Source organism: Shinella sp. 1A1, from assembly GCF_055379515.1.
Genome location: NZ_AP039672.1, coordinates 1,664,204 through 1,678,473, shown reverse-complemented (window position 1 = coordinate 1,678,473; position 14,270 = coordinate 1,664,204). Strand labels below are relative to the sequence as shown.

17 protein-coding genes are annotated in these 14,270 nt (G+C 66.4%); 16 read left to right on the top strand and 1 reads right to left on the bottom strand.

Features of this window, described 5'->3' with window-relative positions; genetic code table 11:
• Positions 1 to 89 precede the first annotated feature (89 nt).
• From aroC to ACZ48C_RS24565, 3 genes are all read left to right on the top strand, one after another.
• A complete protein-coding gene (gene aroC / locus ACZ48C_RS24575; RefSeq protein ID WP_464783291.1) occupies positions 90 to 1,187 on the top strand; it encodes a chorismate synthase in 1,098 nt (365 codons plus the stop codon).
• A 9-nt stretch (positions 1,188 to 1,196) separates the two neighbouring features.
• Positions 1,197 to 2,297 (top strand): 3,4-dihydroxy-2-butanone-4-phosphate synthase, encoded by a 1,101-nt coding sequence (gene ribB / locus ACZ48C_RS24570; RefSeq protein ID WP_464783290.1) that lies wholly within the window; start codon positions 1,197 to 1,199, stop codon positions 2,295 to 2,297.
• A gap of 74 nt (positions 2,298 to 2,371) precedes the next feature.
• The gene (locus tag ACZ48C_RS24565) at positions 2,372 to 3,331 is read left to right on the top strand and encodes a hypothetical protein (protein ID WP_464783289.1); all 960 of its coding nucleotides are present in this window, start codon (positions 2,372 to 2,374) and stop codon (positions 3,329 to 3,331) included.
• 165 nt (positions 3,332 to 3,496) lie between these two features.
• Here the strand turns inward: ACZ48C_RS24565 and ACZ48C_RS24560 are convergent, their stop codons facing one another.
• Positions 3,497 to 4,696 carry a winged helix-turn-helix domain-containing protein gene (locus ACZ48C_RS24560; protein ID WP_464783288.1) on the bottom strand — a complete coding sequence of 400 codons (1,200 nt, stop codon included), beginning with the start codon at positions 4,694 to 4,696 and terminating at the stop codon, positions 3,497 to 3,499.
• Positions 4,697 to 4,962: 266 nt separating this feature from the next.
• Here ACZ48C_RS24560 and ACZ48C_RS24555 point away from each other — a divergent pair, with 266 nt between their 5' ends.
• The 13 genes from ACZ48C_RS24555 to dxs all read left to right on the top strand — a co-directional run bounded on the left by ACZ48C_RS24555 (position 4,963) and on the right by dxs (position 14,243).
• Positions 4,963 to 5,643 (top strand): energy-coupling factor ABC transporter ATP-binding protein, encoded by a 681-nt coding sequence (locus ACZ48C_RS24555; protein ID WP_464783287.1) that lies wholly within the window; start codon positions 4,963 to 4,965, stop codon positions 5,641 to 5,643.
• Positions 5,637 to 6,242, top strand: a complete 606-nt coding sequence (locus ACZ48C_RS24550; protein ID WP_464783286.1) for an energy-coupling factor transporter transmembrane component T family protein — start codon at positions 5,637 to 5,639, stop codon at positions 6,240 to 6,242. The genes ACZ48C_RS24555 and ACZ48C_RS24550 overlap by 7 nt, the downstream gene beginning before the upstream one ends.
• A gap of 48 nt (positions 6,243 to 6,290) precedes the next feature.
• Positions 6,291 to 6,854: a biotin transporter BioY gene (locus ACZ48C_RS24545; protein ID WP_464783285.1), complete on the top strand. Its 564-nt coding sequence runs from the start codon at positions 6,291 to 6,293 to the stop codon at positions 6,852 to 6,854.
• Between the two features lie 4 nt (positions 6,855 to 6,858).
• On the top strand, positions 6,859 to 7,809 hold the full coding sequence (locus ACZ48C_RS24540; protein ID WP_464783284.1) for a zinc-dependent alcohol dehydrogenase family protein: 951 nt from the start codon (positions 6,859 to 6,861) through the stop codon (positions 7,807 to 7,809).
• 70 nt (positions 7,810 to 7,879) lie between these two features.
• Positions 7,880 to 8,806, top strand: coding sequence for a histone deacetylase family protein (locus tag ACZ48C_RS24535; RefSeq protein ID WP_464783283.1), 927 nt, complete (start codon positions 7,880 to 7,882; stop codon positions 8,804 to 8,806).
• Positions 8,807 to 8,808: 2 nt separating this feature from the next.
• Positions 8,809 to 9,057, top strand: coding sequence for an exodeoxyribonuclease VII small subunit (locus ACZ48C_RS24530; RefSeq protein ID WP_119254494.1), 249 nt, complete (start codon positions 8,809 to 8,811; stop codon positions 9,055 to 9,057).
• A 97-nt stretch (positions 9,058 to 9,154) separates the two neighbouring features.
• A complete protein-coding gene (locus ACZ48C_RS24525) occupies positions 9,155 to 10,078 on the top strand; it encodes a pirin family protein (protein ID WP_242221038.1) in 924 nt (307 codons plus the stop codon).
• 192 nt (positions 10,079 to 10,270) lie between these two features.
• Entirely contained in the window at positions 10,271 to 10,594 is a 324-nt protein-coding gene (locus tag ACZ48C_RS24520; RefSeq protein WP_119254492.1) for an ArsR/SmtB family transcription factor, read from the top strand.
• Positions 10,591 to 11,025 carry an SRPBCC family protein gene (locus ACZ48C_RS24515; protein ID WP_454634246.1) on the top strand — a complete coding sequence of 145 codons (435 nt, stop codon included), beginning with the start codon at positions 10,591 to 10,593 and terminating at the stop codon, positions 11,023 to 11,025. The genes ACZ48C_RS24520 and ACZ48C_RS24515 overlap by 4 nt, the downstream gene beginning before the upstream one ends.
• Entirely contained in the window at positions 11,022 to 11,228 is a 207-nt protein-coding gene (locus ACZ48C_RS24510) for a hypothetical protein (RefSeq protein ID WP_318913584.1), read from the top strand. Before ACZ48C_RS24515 ends, ACZ48C_RS24510 begins: the two co-directional genes overlap by 4 nt.
• Positions 11,229 to 11,237: 9 nt before the next feature.
• The gene (locus ACZ48C_RS24505) at positions 11,238 to 11,660 is read left to right on the top strand and encodes a DUF1801 domain-containing protein (RefSeq protein WP_464783282.1); all 423 of its coding nucleotides are present in this window, start codon (positions 11,238 to 11,240) and stop codon (positions 11,658 to 11,660) included.
• Between the two features lie 18 nt (positions 11,661 to 11,678).
• Positions 11,679 to 12,071: a DUF1801 domain-containing protein gene (locus tag ACZ48C_RS24500; RefSeq protein WP_318913580.1), complete on the top strand. Its 393-nt coding sequence runs from the start codon at positions 11,679 to 11,681 to the stop codon at positions 12,069 to 12,071.
• A 249-nt stretch (positions 12,072 to 12,320) separates the two neighbouring features.
• Positions 12,321 to 14,243 carry a 1-deoxy-D-xylulose-5-phosphate synthase gene (dxs, locus tag ACZ48C_RS24495; protein WP_464783942.1) on the top strand — a complete coding sequence of 641 codons (1,923 nt, stop codon included), beginning with the start codon at positions 12,321 to 12,323 and terminating at the stop codon, positions 14,241 to 14,243.
• Positions 14,244 to 14,270: the final 27 nt, after the last annotated feature.

Here is a 14,270-nt window from a genome sequence, read left to right as displayed (position 1 = left end):
CATCGCGCCGCCAGAAGCGCGAAACCCTTGTCCCTCCCCGCCTTTTTCCACTAAGAGAGGGCGCATATCTTTCAGGTCCGGTTCCGCTCATGTCGCACAACACTTTCGGTCACCTTTTCCGCGTCACCACCTGGGGCGAAAGCCACGGGCCGGCGCTCGGCTGCGTGGTGGACGGCTGCCCGCCCGGCATCCGCTTCACGCTCGCCGAAATCCAGGCCTGGCTCGACAAGCGCAAGCCCGGCCAGTCGCGCTTCGTGACGCAGCGCCGCGAGGACGACCTCGTGAAAGTGCTCTCGGGCGTCATGCTGGACGAGGACAGCGAGACGATGATCACGACAGGCACGCCCGTCTCCATGCTGATCGAGAACACCGACCAGCGCTCCAAGGATTACGGCGAGATCGCCCGCCGCTACCGCCCGGGCCATGCCGACTACACCTATGACGTCAAATACGGCATCCGCGACTATCGCGGCGGTGGACGCTCCTCCGCCCGCGAGACCGCGGCGCGCGTCGCCGCCGGCGGGCTTGCCCGCAAGGTTGTGCCGGGGCTGACGGTGCGCGCCGCGCTGGTGCAGATCGGCAAGCACAAGATCGACCGCAATAACTGGGACTGGAACGAGGTCAACAACAACCCGTTCTTCGCGCCCGACCCCGCCATCGTGCCTGTCTGGGAAGAGTATCTCGATGGCATCCGCAAGGCCGGCTCCTCCGTCGGCGCAGTCGTGGAAATCGTTGCCGAGGGCGTTCCGGCCGGCATCGGCGCGCCGATCTACGGCAAGCTCGACCAGGACATCGCCTCGCTGCTCATGTCGATCAACGCCGTCAAGGGCGTGGAGATCGGCGAGGGCTTCGCCTCCGCGGAACTCACCGGCGAGGAGAATGCCGACGAGATGCGCATGGGCAACGACGGCAATCCGATCTTCCTGTCGAACCATGCCGGCGGCATCCTCGGCGGCATCTCGACCGGCCAGCCGGTCGTCGCGCGCTTCGCCATCAAGCCGACCTCCTCGATCCTCACCGAGCGCCGCTCCATCGACGCCGACGGCAACAATGTCGACGTGCGCACCAAGGGGCGGCACGATCCCTGCGTCGGCATCCGCGCCGTGCCCATCGGCGAGGCGATGGTCGCCTGCGCCATTGCCGACCATTACCTGCGCGACCGCGGCCAGACCGGCCGCCTGAAATAGGAGCCTGCCATGAGCTACGACCAGAAGCGTGTCGTCGACGCCATCCGCGCCTTCGAGGCCGGCGAGATCGTCGTCGTCATGGATGACGACGGCCGCGAGAACGAGGGCGACCTGATCGTCGCCGCCGTGCATTGCACGCCGGAAAAGATGGCCTTCATCGTGCGCCACACCTCCGGCATCGTCTGCACGCCCATGCCGCGCGAGGAAGCCAAGCGCCTCAACCTCAACGCCATGGTGGCGGAGAACGATTCGGCCCACACCACCGCCTTCACCGTCTCCGTCGACTTCAAGCACGGCACGACGACCGGCATTTCGGCCGACGACCGCACGCTGACCGTGCGCAACCTCGCCAATCCGAATATCGGCCCGAGCGACTTCGTACGCCCCGGCCATATCTTCCCGCTCGTCGCCCGCGAGGGCGGCGTGCTGATGCGCTCCGGCCATACGGAAGCCGCCGTCGACCTCTGCAAGCTCGCGAGCCTGCCGCCGATCGGCGTGATCAGCGAGCTCGTCAACGACGACGGCACCGTGATGCGGGGCCCGCAGGTCGCGGCCTTCGCGGAGAAGAACGGCCTCAAGCAGGTCTCCGTCGCCGACCTCATCGCCTATCGCCAGCGCAAGGAAACGCTGATCGAGCAGGTCGGCAGCTTCGATATCGAGACGCCCTACGGCCGAGCCCGGGCCGTAACCTACACGCTGCCCTGGGACCCGATGCAGCACCTCGCCGTCGTCTTCGGCGACATCCGCGACGGCGTCGACATTCCGGTGCGCTTGCATCTCGAAAATGTCGGCGGCGACGTCTTCGGCGCGGACCGCCAGATCGACGGCATCATGAAGCGCATCGCAAGTGAGGGCCGCGGCGTCGTCGTGTATCTGCGCGAGGGCTCGGTCGGCGTCGGCCAGTCGTCCACGGCGCGCAAGGGCATGCATGACCGCGAAGGCCATGACGAGGCGCAGGCCCGCGAGAGCGAATGGTTGGAAATCGGCCTCGGCGCGCAGATCCTGAAGGATCTCGGCATCACCTCGATCCGCCTGATGGCCTCGCGCGAGCGCCACTATGTCGGCCTCGAGGGCTTCGGCATCAAGATCAGCGCCACAGACCTCAGCTGAATTTCAGCCCCATTGAATATCCCGCATCCGTGAAACGTCTCGCGGTTGCGGGATTTTCCTTGGGGGCGGACGGCATGTGGGATTTCAGCATCGGCAGGACCATCGGCATCCTCGCGCAGACGATGCCGTTCATCCTCATGCGCATGGCGATCTATTTCGTCATCACGCTCGCCTTCATCCTGGCGACCGGCACCGGCGCCGGCATCGGCTACGGGGTGGGCTCGCTCAGCGACAGCCCGGAATCCTTCGCCATATGGGGCGGCATCTTCGGCATGGGCTTCGTCGGCGTTGCCGTCTACTGGGCGCGCGAATGGCTGCTCTACATGGTCAAGGCCGCCCATATCGCCGTCATCGTCAAGCTGATCGACGGCGAGGCGCTGCCGGACGGCAAGGGACAGGTCGCCTATGGCCGCGAGATCGTCACCGCCCGCTTCGGCGAGGCGAACGTGCTCTTCGCGCTCGACCAGCTCATCAAGGGCGTGATCGCGGCGATCACCGGCCTCATCGGCGGCATCGCCGCCTTCCTGCCGATCCCCGGCCTCGACGGCATCGCACGCTTCGCCAACACTGTCATCCGCCTGTCGCTGACCTATGTCGACGAGATCATTCTCGGCTATAACATCCGTACGAACAGCGACAACGCTTGGGAAAGTTCCCGCCACGGCCTCGTGCTCTATGCGCAGAACGGGCTGAAGATGGTGAAGAACGCCGTCTGGCTCTCCGTCTTCCTGTGGATGCTCTCCATCCTCGTCTTCGTGCTGGCGCTCGCGCCGGCCGCCGCGATCCTCTACGCCTTCCCCGGCGAGATCGCCCGCCTCAGCTTCGTCGTCGCCATCGTCTTCGCCTGGGCCTTCAAGGCCGCGGTACTGGAACCCTTCGCCATCGCCGCGCTGATGGCCGTCTATTTCGATACGATCCGCGGGCAGGTACCGGACCCCGAATGGGACGCGAAGCTGACCGGGGCTTCGGACAAGTTTCGGGCGCTTGCGGAGAATGCGCGGGGTGCGTTCGGCGGGCGGCCGGTGGCGGCATAGTTGCCCCTCATCCCGCTGCCGCGACCTTCTCCCCGCAGGCGGGGAGAAGGGGTATGCCGGGCCGTTTTCCAGACATCGTGACCATGGCGGGGGGTGAGGCAACGCCACAACGCCCTTCTCCCCGCTTGCGGGGAGAAGGTGCCGGCAGGCGGATGAGGGGCCGCGCTACGCCCCCTCCCCGCGCCATCCATCGAGATACCGCACCTCCTCCACGCCGGAGAACTTCGCCAGCCGCTCCAACTCCGCCTCCAGCCTTTCCATCCGCCCCGCCGAGGCGCGCACCTTCGGCTCCCACCAGAGACGCTTGACATCCAGCGTGCCTGCCTTGCGGTCGGCCTTCATGTCGATGCGGCCGACGAGGCGGTCGCCTTCCAGCAGCGGGAAGACGTAGTAGCCATATTGCCGCTTCGGCTCCGGCACGAAGACCTCGATGCGATAGAAATAGCCGAAGAGCCGTTCCGTCCGGTTCCGGTCGCGGATCAGCGGATCGAAGGGCGAGAGCACGCGCAGCCGGTTCGGCGACTCGGGAATGTCGCCGAGACGTTCGGGGAAATCGGCGAAGGCATGAGAGGCGCGTGGCTTGCCGCCGTCGGCCGGCTCGATCAGGACGGGGCGGAGCTCGTCGCGGTGGGCCTCCACCCAGGCCTTCGCCTCGTCCGGCGAGATCAGGTCCCAGAAGGCGGCGATCTCGCCGTGGGTGGCAAAGCCGAGCCGCTCCAGCGCGCTGCGGCAGGCCCAGTCGACGAAGGCGTCGTGCTCCACGTCCGGCGCGTGATGATGCGCCGGGACGACACGCTCGACGAGATCGTAGACCTTCTGGAAATTCTCCCGCCGGGCGATGGCGACCTTGCCGGTGCGCCAGAGATATTCCAGCGCCGTCTTGTTGGGGTGCCAGTTCCACCAGCCGCCGGACCTGTGATCGTCGGCCTTCAGATCGCGCGAAAGCACGGCACCGCCCGAGACGATGCGCGCATAGGTCTCGTCGAAGGCCTCCTCGAAGCCCGGCTCGCGCCATTTGCGCCAGCGTTCGATGATGGTGGCGTCCTCGCGGCGGAAGCGGTGCTTCCAGTAGCGGAAGAAGGCGCTCGGGATGATCGAGGCGTCATGCGTCCAGTTTTCGAAGAGCTCGCCGTCCTTTTCCAGAAGCTCGGCCAGATGCTCGCGCCGGTAGGTCTGGTTGCGCGAGAAGAGAATCTGGTGGTGCGCGCGCTCGACGGTGGCGATGCTGTCCACCTGCACGAAGCCGATATCGTGGATGAGCCGGAGCAGTCCCTCCTTGCCGAGCAGACGGCCGGGAGAGGCGCTGAGACCCTGTCGGGCGAGGAAGATGCGCCGGGCCTCGGCATTGGGGAGAAGAATCGTCATGGGTGGATGATAGGCATACATTCTTGGTTTGTTCCACTGCTTTTGAAACACCGCATCCAGCCCGCCCCCTCTGCATGCCGGCATCTCCCCGACAAGGGGGAGATGGAGGAGACTTGCTCACCGTTCAGAATTGAAGGCGAACGGTGCGTCAGGTTAAGCCCCTCCCCCTTGTGCGAAGGGGTTTCCCCAACGACCACCGCCCGGGTTCCCTTTGCGCCGCGCCATGCTATAGCTCCCACCCACTTTCCGCGAACCGGGACCCGCTCTTGGACATCGTCTTTTCCGCCGCCACGGTGCGCTACGGCGGGCGCATCGCCCTCCATCCGCTCGACCTTTCGCTCACGGAGCGGCGCATCGGCGTGGTCGGCCTCAACGGCTCCGGCAAGACCACCATGGCCCGGCTCATCAACGGCCTCGTCAAGCCGACCGAAGGCACGGTGACGGTCGGAGGGCTCGATACCGTGAAGGACGAGGCGGCCGCGCGCGGGCGGACCGGCTTCATCTTCCAGAACCCGCAGCACCAGATGATCCTGCCGGTCCTTGCCGAGGACATCGCCTTCGGCCTCAAGAACCGCGGCCTCGCCAAGGCCGAGATCGCCGAGAGGACGGACGCCATTCTCGCCCGCTTCGGCATATCGCACCTCGCGCGGCGGCGCGTGCACGAACTCTCCGGCGGAGAGACGCAGCTCGGCGCCATTGCCAGCGTGCTCGTCACCGGGCCGGACCTCCTCATCCTCGACGAGCCGACCAACCAGCTCGACCTGAAGAACCGCACCCTGATCGAGCGCACCATCGCCGAGCTGCCCGAACAGGTCCTCGTCATCACCCACGACCTCCCGCTGCTCGAGGGCTTCGACCGCGTGCTCGTCTTCAGCGAGGGCCGGCTTGCCGCCGATGCGCCGCCGGACGAGGCGATCCGCGCCTACCGGGAGATCGCGGCATGCTGAACGGGCTCGACATCGAGGGCAACTCGCCGCTCCACCGCATGCCGGTGCGCGGCAAGCTGATCGTGCTCTTCACGGCGGCGATCGGGCTGTTCTTCCTTTCGGACCTTCGCCTTCTCGTGCCGGCGCTCGGCCTTGCGGCCGCACTCTTCCTTTCGACGGGTATCGGCATTGCGGAAGCCTTCCGCCGCACGCGCTTCGTGCTCTTCACGGTGTTGCTCGTGGCGGCCGCGAACTATGTCTTCGTATCGCCGCACGAGGCGGACGTCGTCTTCTGCCGGCTTTCCATCCTCGTGCTGCTTGCCGCCGCCATCACCGCGGCGACCGGCATTTCGGCCTTCATGGACGAGATCGCACGGCTTGCCGCCCCGCTGGAGCGCCTCGGCCTCGTGCGGGCGGCGGATGTAAGCCTTGCGGTCGGCCTCGTCATCCGCTTCGTGCCGGAGATTCTGGCGCGCTATCACGACATCGCCGATGCACACAGGGCACGCGGCCTGCCGCTGCGCCCGCTCACGGCCCTTGTGCCGCTGATCATCCTGACGCTGAAGGATGCGGATACGATCGCCATGGCGATTGACGCCCGTGGCTTTCGGCGTCACTAAAGTGCCGAGGCCTTTCGAGCCACTGGCCTTTTCGAACGAGGACATGAAGTGACCACCAGAGATCTCGTGCTTGTCGCCCTTTTTGCCGCCATCATGGTCGTTCTCGGCCTTCTGCCGCCGATCACGCTCGGCTTCATTCCGGTGCCGATCACCGCGCAGTCGCTCGGCCCGATGCTCGCCGGCTGCATTCTCGGCGCACGACGCGGCTTCCTCTCCATGCTGCTCTTCCTGCTGCTCGTCGCCATTGGCCTACCGGTCCTGTCGGGCGGACGCGGCGGCTTTGCCGTGCTCGCCGGCCCGACGGGCGGCTATGTCGTCGGCTGGGCCTTCGGCGCCCTCGTCTGCGGCCTGATCGCAGAGCGCCTCGTGCGCGAGGGGCAGAACGAGATCGCCCAAATCGCCGCCTTCGTCGCGGCCGCCTTCGTCGGCGGTGTCGTGACCGTCTATCTCTTCGGCCTCGTCTGGCTGAGCTACGCGACCGGCAATGCCTTCCTGCCGGCGGTCGCCGCGTCCGCGGCCTTCCTGCCGGGCGACCTGATCAAGGTCGGCATCGCCGCCCTTGCCGGCCGCGCCGTGCTCGCCGGCTACCCGCTGCTGCCGCAACGCGCCTGAACCCATGCTGCGTGCCGTCGTCCATGCCTTCGGCGATCCCCGAAAGGTGATCGGCCTCGAAGAGGTGGAGCGCACGGCACCCGGCCCCGGCGCGGTGGAAATCCGTATCCGCCGCGCCGTGATCAACCCTTCCGACCTCATCCCCGTCACCGGGGCCTATCGCAGCCGCACCACCCTGCCCTTCGTGCCCGGCTTCGAGGGCGTGGGTGAAATCACCCGCCTCGGCGAGGGTGTGACGGGGCTTGCGACCGGCCAGCGCGTGCTGCCGATCGGCACCAGCGGACTCTGGCAGGAATACCTTGTCCGCCCGGCCGAGTGGTGCTTTGCGGTGCCGGACGACCTTTCTGACGATCAGGCCGCGATGGCGTACGTGAACCCGCTGACGGCCCTCCGGCTGATCGACGCGGTCGAGACGCATTTCGGCACGGCGAACGGCCAGCGGATCGGCGTCACAGCCGCAGCCTCCGCCATAGGGCGGATGCTGCTTGCGCTGCTGGCCGATGCAGGCCTCCGGCCCGTCGCGCTGGTGCGTAGCGCCGCGACGGCGGCGCGGCTCAGTGAAACCTTCGGCGGCGAGATCGTCGTGCAATCGACACCGCCACTCGACGGGGTGCTCGATGCAGTCGGGGGCGCGGCGGGCGATGCGCTGTTCCGGCAGATCCGCGCCGGCGGCGCCTTCATCCAGTATGGCGCGCTTTCCGGCGCGCAGCTCGATCCGGCGCTGGTGACTGCCCGGCGGGAAGAGGTTGCCTTCGCCTTCCTCTGGCTACGTAACTGGGTGCATTCCGCCCCGCGCGCCGCCATCGAGGCCGCCTTCACCGAGAGCTTCGCCGGCATCCGCGACGGCATTCTCGGCTCGGCGGTCGACAGCGTCTTTTCGCTGCCGGACCTTCCGGCCGCCCTCGCCCGGCAGGACGACCCGTCCCGCGCCGGCAAGGTGCTCCTCGCACCCTGACGGTTGAAAAGGCGTGGACACCGGCCCATTTCCCGTGGACCTCGCCAACCGCAATGGGTAGCTTCCGGCCATGACGACGTTTCTCTTCGAGAACCCGATCTTTCTTGAGCACCACACGCCCGAGGGCCATCCGGAGCGGTCCGACCGCATCCGGGCGCTGAATCTCGCGCTGGAGCACGAGCGTTTCTCGCCGCTGGTGCGCGAGAAGGCCCCGCAGGCGAACGAGGATTTCGTGCTGCTCGCCCATCCGGAAAGCCATCTGCGCGCCGTGATGTCCGAAATCCCGGAAGAGGGCATCAACCAGGTCGAGGCCGATACCTATGCGAGCCCCGCGAGCCTGCAGGCGGCGCTGACCGGCATCGGCGGGGCCATCGCGGCGGTCGACGCCGTCTTTTCCGGCAAGGCCGACAATGCCTTCGTCGCCGCTCGCCCGCCCGGCCACCATGCCGAGCGCGAGAAGGCGATGGGCTTCTGCTTCTTCAACAACGCCGCCATCGCCGCCCGCCATGCGCAGAAGGCCTATGGCGCCGAGCGTATCGCCATCGTCGACTGGGATGTGCATCACGGCAACGGCACACAGGACATCTTCGAGGACGACCCGTCCGTGCTGTTCTGCTCGACACATCAGATGCCGCTCTATCCCGGCACCGGCGCCAAGGACGAGACGGGCGCGGGCAACATCGTCAACGCGCCGCTTTCGGCCAATGACGGCAGCGACCATTTCCGCGAGGCCTTCAAGTCCCGCGTCCTGCCGCGTGTCGCAGATTTCAAGCCGGACCTGATCGTCATCTCCGCCGGCTTCGATGCGCATCACCGGGATCCGCTCGCCCAGATCAACCTCGTCGCCGACGATTTCGACTGGGCGACGGGAAGGTTGATGGAGCTTTCCGAAAAATCGGCGAACAACCGGGTGGTCAGCCTGCTGGAAGGCGGCTACGACCTGCAGGGCCTCGCCGAATCCGCCGCCACCCATATCTACCGCCTGATGAGAGGCTGACCATGACCGCTACCGCCCCCGACGTTTCCGCCCTCTCCTTCGAGCAGGCCGTCGAAGAACTGGAAAAGATCGTCGCCGCCCTCGAACGCGGCGACGTGCCGCTCGACCGTTCCATCGAGATCTACGAGCGCGGCGAAGCGCTGAAGAAGCACTGCGAGACCCTGCTCTCGGCCGCCGAGAACCGCATCGAGAAGATCCGCCTCGACCGCGCCGGCAAGCCGCAGGGCACCGAGCCGCTCGACGGGGCGTGAGCTTCGTTCCGGCGACACATCGTCAACAGCCGCCGCCCTATCCACGCCCCTCCTTGCCCGCTAGCATGCGGGCACGAACCAACCACAGGAGGGTGTGATGAGCTTCTTTCCGGGACAGGACCCCGAGGCGGGGGATGCGGCGGCGTGCGATGCGCTGGAGAACCTGATCATTCCGCGCACCAGCGATATCGGCGGGCTCGAGGTGCGGCGGGCGCTGCCGACGGCCAAGCGCCGGCTGGTCGGGCCGTTCATCTTCTTCGACCGCATGGGACCGGCGCTGTTGCGCGCGGGCGAGGCGATCGACGTCAAGCCGCATCCGCATATCGGGCTTTCCACCGTCACCTATCTCTTCGACGGCGAGATCAAGCATCGCGACAGCCTCGGCACCGAGATGGTGATCGCCCCCGGCGACCTGAACCTGATGACGGCCGGGCGCGGCATCGTGCATTCCGAGCGCTCGCCGGAGAACCTGCGCGGCAAGCCGCAATCGATCTCCGGCCTCCAGACCTGGCTGGCCCTGCCCGACCATCTCGAGGAATCGGCCCCGGTCTTCTCCCACACGACGAAGGCCGAGCTTCCCGCCTTCTCAGCCGACGGCATTACCGGGCGCACGATCATCGGCAAATACGAGGGCCATGCTTCGCCCGTCAGCGTGCCGACCGATACGCTCTATACGGACCTGATGCTCGCCCCCGGCGCCTCCGCACCACTGGCGGCGGACTGGGAAGAACGCGCGGTCTACATTCTTTCCGGCACGCTGGATGTCGCCGGCGACGTCTTCGAGGCGGACCGGCTGCTCGTCTTCCGCGCGGGTGACCACATCACGCTGAAGGCGGGGCCGGAGGGCTGTCACATCATGCTCTTCGGCGGCGCGGCGCTCGGCTCCAAGCGATACATCTGGTGGAACTTCGTCTCCTCCTCCAAGGAGCGGATCGAGCAGGCCAAGGAAGAGTGGCGCACCGGCCGCTTCGACATCGTTCCGGGCGACGAGGAAGAGTTCGTGCCGCTGCCGGCAGGATGATGCATAGGCGGATAGCTATTTATTTTTCTCTCCTCCCTGTTGTCAAGCTCGGGCTTGGCCCGAGCATCCATCTCGTATGCAGAGGCTCCCAATTCTTGCTCAAGGCCGCGGATGACGGAGGAGAAGTTTTGCCATTGACCAATCCATAGCTATCGAGCTATATAAAAATCCATAGCCATCGAGGTATGGATTTTGACCGAACCGCACGACATCCTCTTCCGCACATTGGCCGACCCCACGCGGCGGGCGCTTTTCGAGCGGCTGTGCCGCGAGGGCGAAAAGACCGTGGGGGCGCTGACGGCGCAGGCGGGCGTTTCACAGCCGGTCGTCTCCAAGCATCTCGGCCTTCTCAAGCAAGCCGGCCTCGTGCGCGACCGCCACGAGGGGCGGCAGACCCATTACAGCGCGCAGCTCGGCGCGCTCGCGCCGCTGGTCGACTGGACCAGCCAGATGGCCCGGTTCTGGGAGGCGCGGTTCGACGATCTGGAAAATTTGCTCAGGAGAATGGACCAATGAACACGGAGATACGCTCTGTCGTCGTCGAGCGCGAGATCGCGCATCCGCCGGAAAAGCTCTGGCGCGCGCTGACGCAGCCGCACCTCATCGCCGAATGGCTGATGCGCAACGATTTTGCGCCGGTCGTCGGCCACAAGTTCACGCTCAGCGGAGACTGGGGCAGCGTCGAATGCGACGTGCTGACGGTGGAGCCCGGAAAAAGCCTCACCTACACCTGGAATCACGTGCATGCTGACCCAGCTTTCGACCTGAGGAGCGTGGTGAGCTTCACGCTGACGCCGACGGGTTCCGGCACGCTGCTGCGCATGGAGCAGACCGGCTTCCGGCCGGAGCAGAAGCAGGCCTTCGGCGGCGCGCGCTACGGCTGGGAGCAGCACTTCACCAATCTCGAACGGGTCCTGGCAGGGCTGGAACAGGGAGGCGCGCAATGAACTGGACCCTGAAAATCCGTCAGGTTCACCGCTGGCTTTCGATTCTCTTCACGCTCGCCGTGCTCATCAACATCGCGGCGATGACGCAGGGGCAGCCGCCCCTCTGGGTCGGCCTTCTCGCCCTCTTCCCGCTCATCCTGCTTCTCGCAAGCGGGCTCTATCTCTTCGCGCTGCCCTATGCCGCGCGGTGGCGGCACGGCTAGGAGGGCGCAATGGCAGGCGAGAAGACAGACAAGCCCGTCCTGCTTTCGGGCGGCAATCCGCAGATCGCCAAGGGTTACGGCGACGGGCCGATCCAAGCCTATATCGCCGCGATGCCGGGCTGGAAGAGCGATGTCGGCCGGCGACTGGATGCGTTGATCGAAGAAATCGTGCCTGATGTCCACAAGGCGGTGAAATGGAATTCGCCCCTCTACGGCATCGAGGGCGACGGCTGGTTCCTCAGCTACCATTGCTTTGCGAAATACATAAAGCTGACCTTCTTCCGCGGCACGTCGCTCGACCCGGTTCCGCCGGTCGCATCCAGGACGGCGGAAACACGCTATTTCCACATCCACGAAGGCGAGGCGCTGGATGAAGGGCTGCTGGCCGGATGGATCCGGCAGGCAAGCCGCCTTCCCGGCGAACGCATGTAACCGGCGAAAGGCAGCATCATGACCGACGCGCAATCCCCTTCCGAACTGATCGACGGACGTATCGCGGAGCTTGCCGACTGGCGCGGCGAGATGCTGGCGCGCCTGCGCGCCCTGATCAGGGAAACCGATCCCGAGGTCGTCGAGGAATGGAAATGGCGAGGCGTTCCCGTCTGGGAGCATGACGGCATCCTGTGCACCGGCGAGACCTACAAGGCCGTGGTGAAGTTGACCTTCGCCAAGGGCGCCGCGCTGGAGGACCCGGCCGGGCTCTTCAACTCCAGTCTCGAAGGCAACACGCGCCGCGCCATCGACTTTCGCGAGGGCGAGACCATCCAGGAAGACGCGTTCAAGGCTTTGATCCGCGCCGCGGTCGCGCTCAACCAGACCGCGCGGGCGAAGAAGAAAAAGTAGAGGGCACCTTTCCCTTGCCCGTCCGGTAAGGCCGGGTGTCCGCAAAATGCCCCATTTGCCCAACAAGACTCGGTGCATGCGTCGGTTTGTAAGGTATCAATCCGGCGAAATACGCTCTAGACTTGCCGAAACGGTTGAAATCGCGCGCCGCATTCTGCATGTGACAGGCTAGCGCGGTACATGTACCGAACGCCCGGGCGCGCCTCCGCGAGGAGCTGCCATCTTCGGGCCCGACAACGAGGCATGAGAGTGACACAAACGCCAGCCACGCCCCTGCTCGACAAGGTCCGCATCCCGGCGGACCTGAAGGCCGTCGAAGACCGTGACCTGCCGCAACTGGCGGCGGAGCTGCGCACGGAAATGGTCGACGCCGTCTCGCGCACCGGCGGGCATCTGGGCGCAGGCCTCGGCGTGGTGGAGCTGACCATCGCCATCCACAAGGTCTTCGATACGCCGAAGGACCGACTGATCTTCGATGTCGGCCATCAGTGCTATCCGCACAAGATCCTCACCGGCCGGCGCGACCGCATTCGCACGCTGCGCCAGGAAGACGGCCTTTCCGGCTTCACCCGCCGGGCCGAGAGCGAATACGATCCCTTCGGCGCTGCCCATTCCTCGACCTCGATTTCCGCCGGCCTCGGCATGGCGGTCGCCGCCGACCTTTCGGGCGAACACCGCAACGTCATCGCCGTGATCGGTGACGGCGCCATGTCGGCCGGCATGGCCTACGAAGCGCTGAACAATGCCGGCGCGCTCGATGCGCGCCTCATCGTCATCCTCAACGACAACGACATGTCCATCGCCCCGCCGACGGGCGCGATGAGCGCCTATCTCGCGCGCCTCGCCTCCGGCCGCACCTATATGGGCTTCCGCGAACTCGGCAAGAAGCTGACGGCCTATCTCGGCAAGAAGGTCGATCGTGCCATCACCCGCGCCGTCGAGCATGCGCGTGGTTATGTCACCGGCGGCACGCTCTTCGAGGAGATGGGTTTCTACCATATCGGCCCGATCGACGGCCATTCCTTCGAGCACCTCCTGCCCGTGCTGCGCAATGTGCGCGACAATTCCAAGGGCCCGGTGCTGATCCACGTCGTCACCCAGAAGGGCAAGGGTTACCCGCCGGCCGAGGCCGCTGCAGACAAGTATCACGGCGTCAACAAGTTCGACGTCATCACCGGCGCGCAGGCCAAGGCCAAGCCGAATGCGCCCGCCTATACCTCCGTCTTCGCCGATGCGCTGGTGCAGGAGGCGGGTTTCGACGACAAGATCGTCGGCGTCACCGCCGCCATGCCTAACGGCACCGGCCTCGACAAGCTCGCGAACGCTTATCCCTCCCGCACCTTCGACGTCGGCATTGCCGAGCAGCATGCCGTGACCTTCGCCGCCGGCCTTGCCGCCGAGGGCTACAAGCCGTTCTGCGCGCTCTATTCCACCTTCCTGCAGCGCGGCTACGACCAGGTGGTGCACGACGTCGCCATCCAGGGCCTGCCGGTGCGCTTCCCCATCGACCGCGCGGGCTTCGTCGGCGCCGACGGGCCGACCCATGCCGGCTCCTTCGACACGACCTATCTTGCAACACTGCCCGGCTTCGTGGTGATGGCCGCCGCCGACGAGGCGGAACTGAAGCACATGGTGCGCACCGCCGCCGCCTATGATGCCGGCCCGATCTCCTTCCGCTACCCGCGCGGCGAAGGCGTCGGCGTGGACCTGCCGGCCCGCGGCGAAATCCTGGAGATCGGCAAGGGCCGCGTGGTCAAGGAAGGCACGAAGGTCGCCCTTCTCTCCTTCGGCACCCGCCTTGCCGACTGTCTGCTGGCCGCCGAAGACCTTGATGCCGCCGGCCTTTCCACCACGGTTGCCGACGCGCGCTTTGCCAAGCCGCTCGACCACGACCTCATCCGCCAGCTTGCCCGCAACCACGAGGTCCTCATCACCGTCGAGGAGGGCGCCGTCGGCGGTTTCGGCAGCCATGTGCTGCAGTTCCTCGCATTGGAAGGCCTGCTCGACCAGGGCCTCAAGGTGCGTCCCATGGTGCTGCCGGACGAATGGATGGAACAGGCCAAGCCCGAGGCCATGTATGCCAAGGCCGGCCTCGACCGCGCCGGCATCGTCTCCACCGTCTTCCAGGCACTGGGCCAGAAGGCCGTCGCGGATGTGGGCGCGGCGGGCTGAGGCACCCTCATCCGCTTGCCGGGGCTT

What these genes read in the sequence shown, in the direction of transcription:
- ACZ48C_RS24530 (WP_119254494.1), top strand. Translation starts at nt 8,809, where the DNA reads ATGACCGCTACCGCCCCCGACGTTTCCGCCCTCTCCTTCGAGCAGGCC.
- ACZ48C_RS24540 (WP_464783284.1), top strand. Translation starts at nt 6,859, where the DNA reads ATGCTGCGTGCCGTCGTCCATGCCTTCGGCGATCCCCGAAAGGTGATC.
- ribB (WP_464783290.1), top strand. Translation starts at nt 1,197, where the DNA reads ATGAGCTACGACCAGAAGCGTGTCGTCGACGCCATCCGCGCCTTCGAG.
- ACZ48C_RS24505 (WP_464783282.1), top strand. Translation starts at nt 11,238, where the DNA reads ATGGCAGGCGAGAAGACAGACAAGCCCGTCCTGCTTTCGGGCGGCAAT.
- ACZ48C_RS24515 (WP_454634246.1), top strand. Translation starts at nt 10,591, where the DNA reads ATGAACACGGAGATACGCTCTGTCGTCGTCGAGCGCGAGATCGCGCAT.
- ACZ48C_RS24525 (WP_242221038.1), top strand. Translation starts at nt 9,155, where the DNA reads ATGAGCTTCTTTCCGGGACAGGACCCCGAGGCGGGGGATGCGGCGGCG.
- ACZ48C_RS24565 (WP_464783289.1), top strand. Translation starts at nt 2,372, where the DNA reads ATGTGGGATTTCAGCATCGGCAGGACCATCGGCATCCTCGCGCAGACG.
- ACZ48C_RS24550 (WP_464783286.1), top strand. Translation starts at nt 5,637, where the DNA reads ATGCTGAACGGGCTCGACATCGAGGGCAACTCGCCGCTCCACCGCATG.
- ACZ48C_RS24560 (WP_464783288.1), bottom strand. Translation starts at nt 4,696, where the DNA reads ATGACGATTCTTCTCCCCAATGCCGAGGCCCGGCGCATCTTCCTCGCC.
- ACZ48C_RS24535 (WP_464783283.1), top strand. Translation starts at nt 7,880, where the DNA reads ATGACGACGTTTCTCTTCGAGAACCCGATCTTTCTTGAGCACCACACG.
- ACZ48C_RS24510 (WP_318913584.1), top strand. Translation starts at nt 11,022, where the DNA reads ATGAACTGGACCCTGAAAATCCGTCAGGTTCACCGCTGGCTTTCGATT.
- ACZ48C_RS24500 (WP_318913580.1), top strand. Translation starts at nt 11,679, where the DNA reads ATGACCGACGCGCAATCCCCTTCCGAACTGATCGACGGACGTATCGCG.
- aroC (WP_464783291.1), top strand. Translation starts at nt 90, where the DNA reads ATGTCGCACAACACTTTCGGTCACCTTTTCCGCGTCACCACCTGGGGC.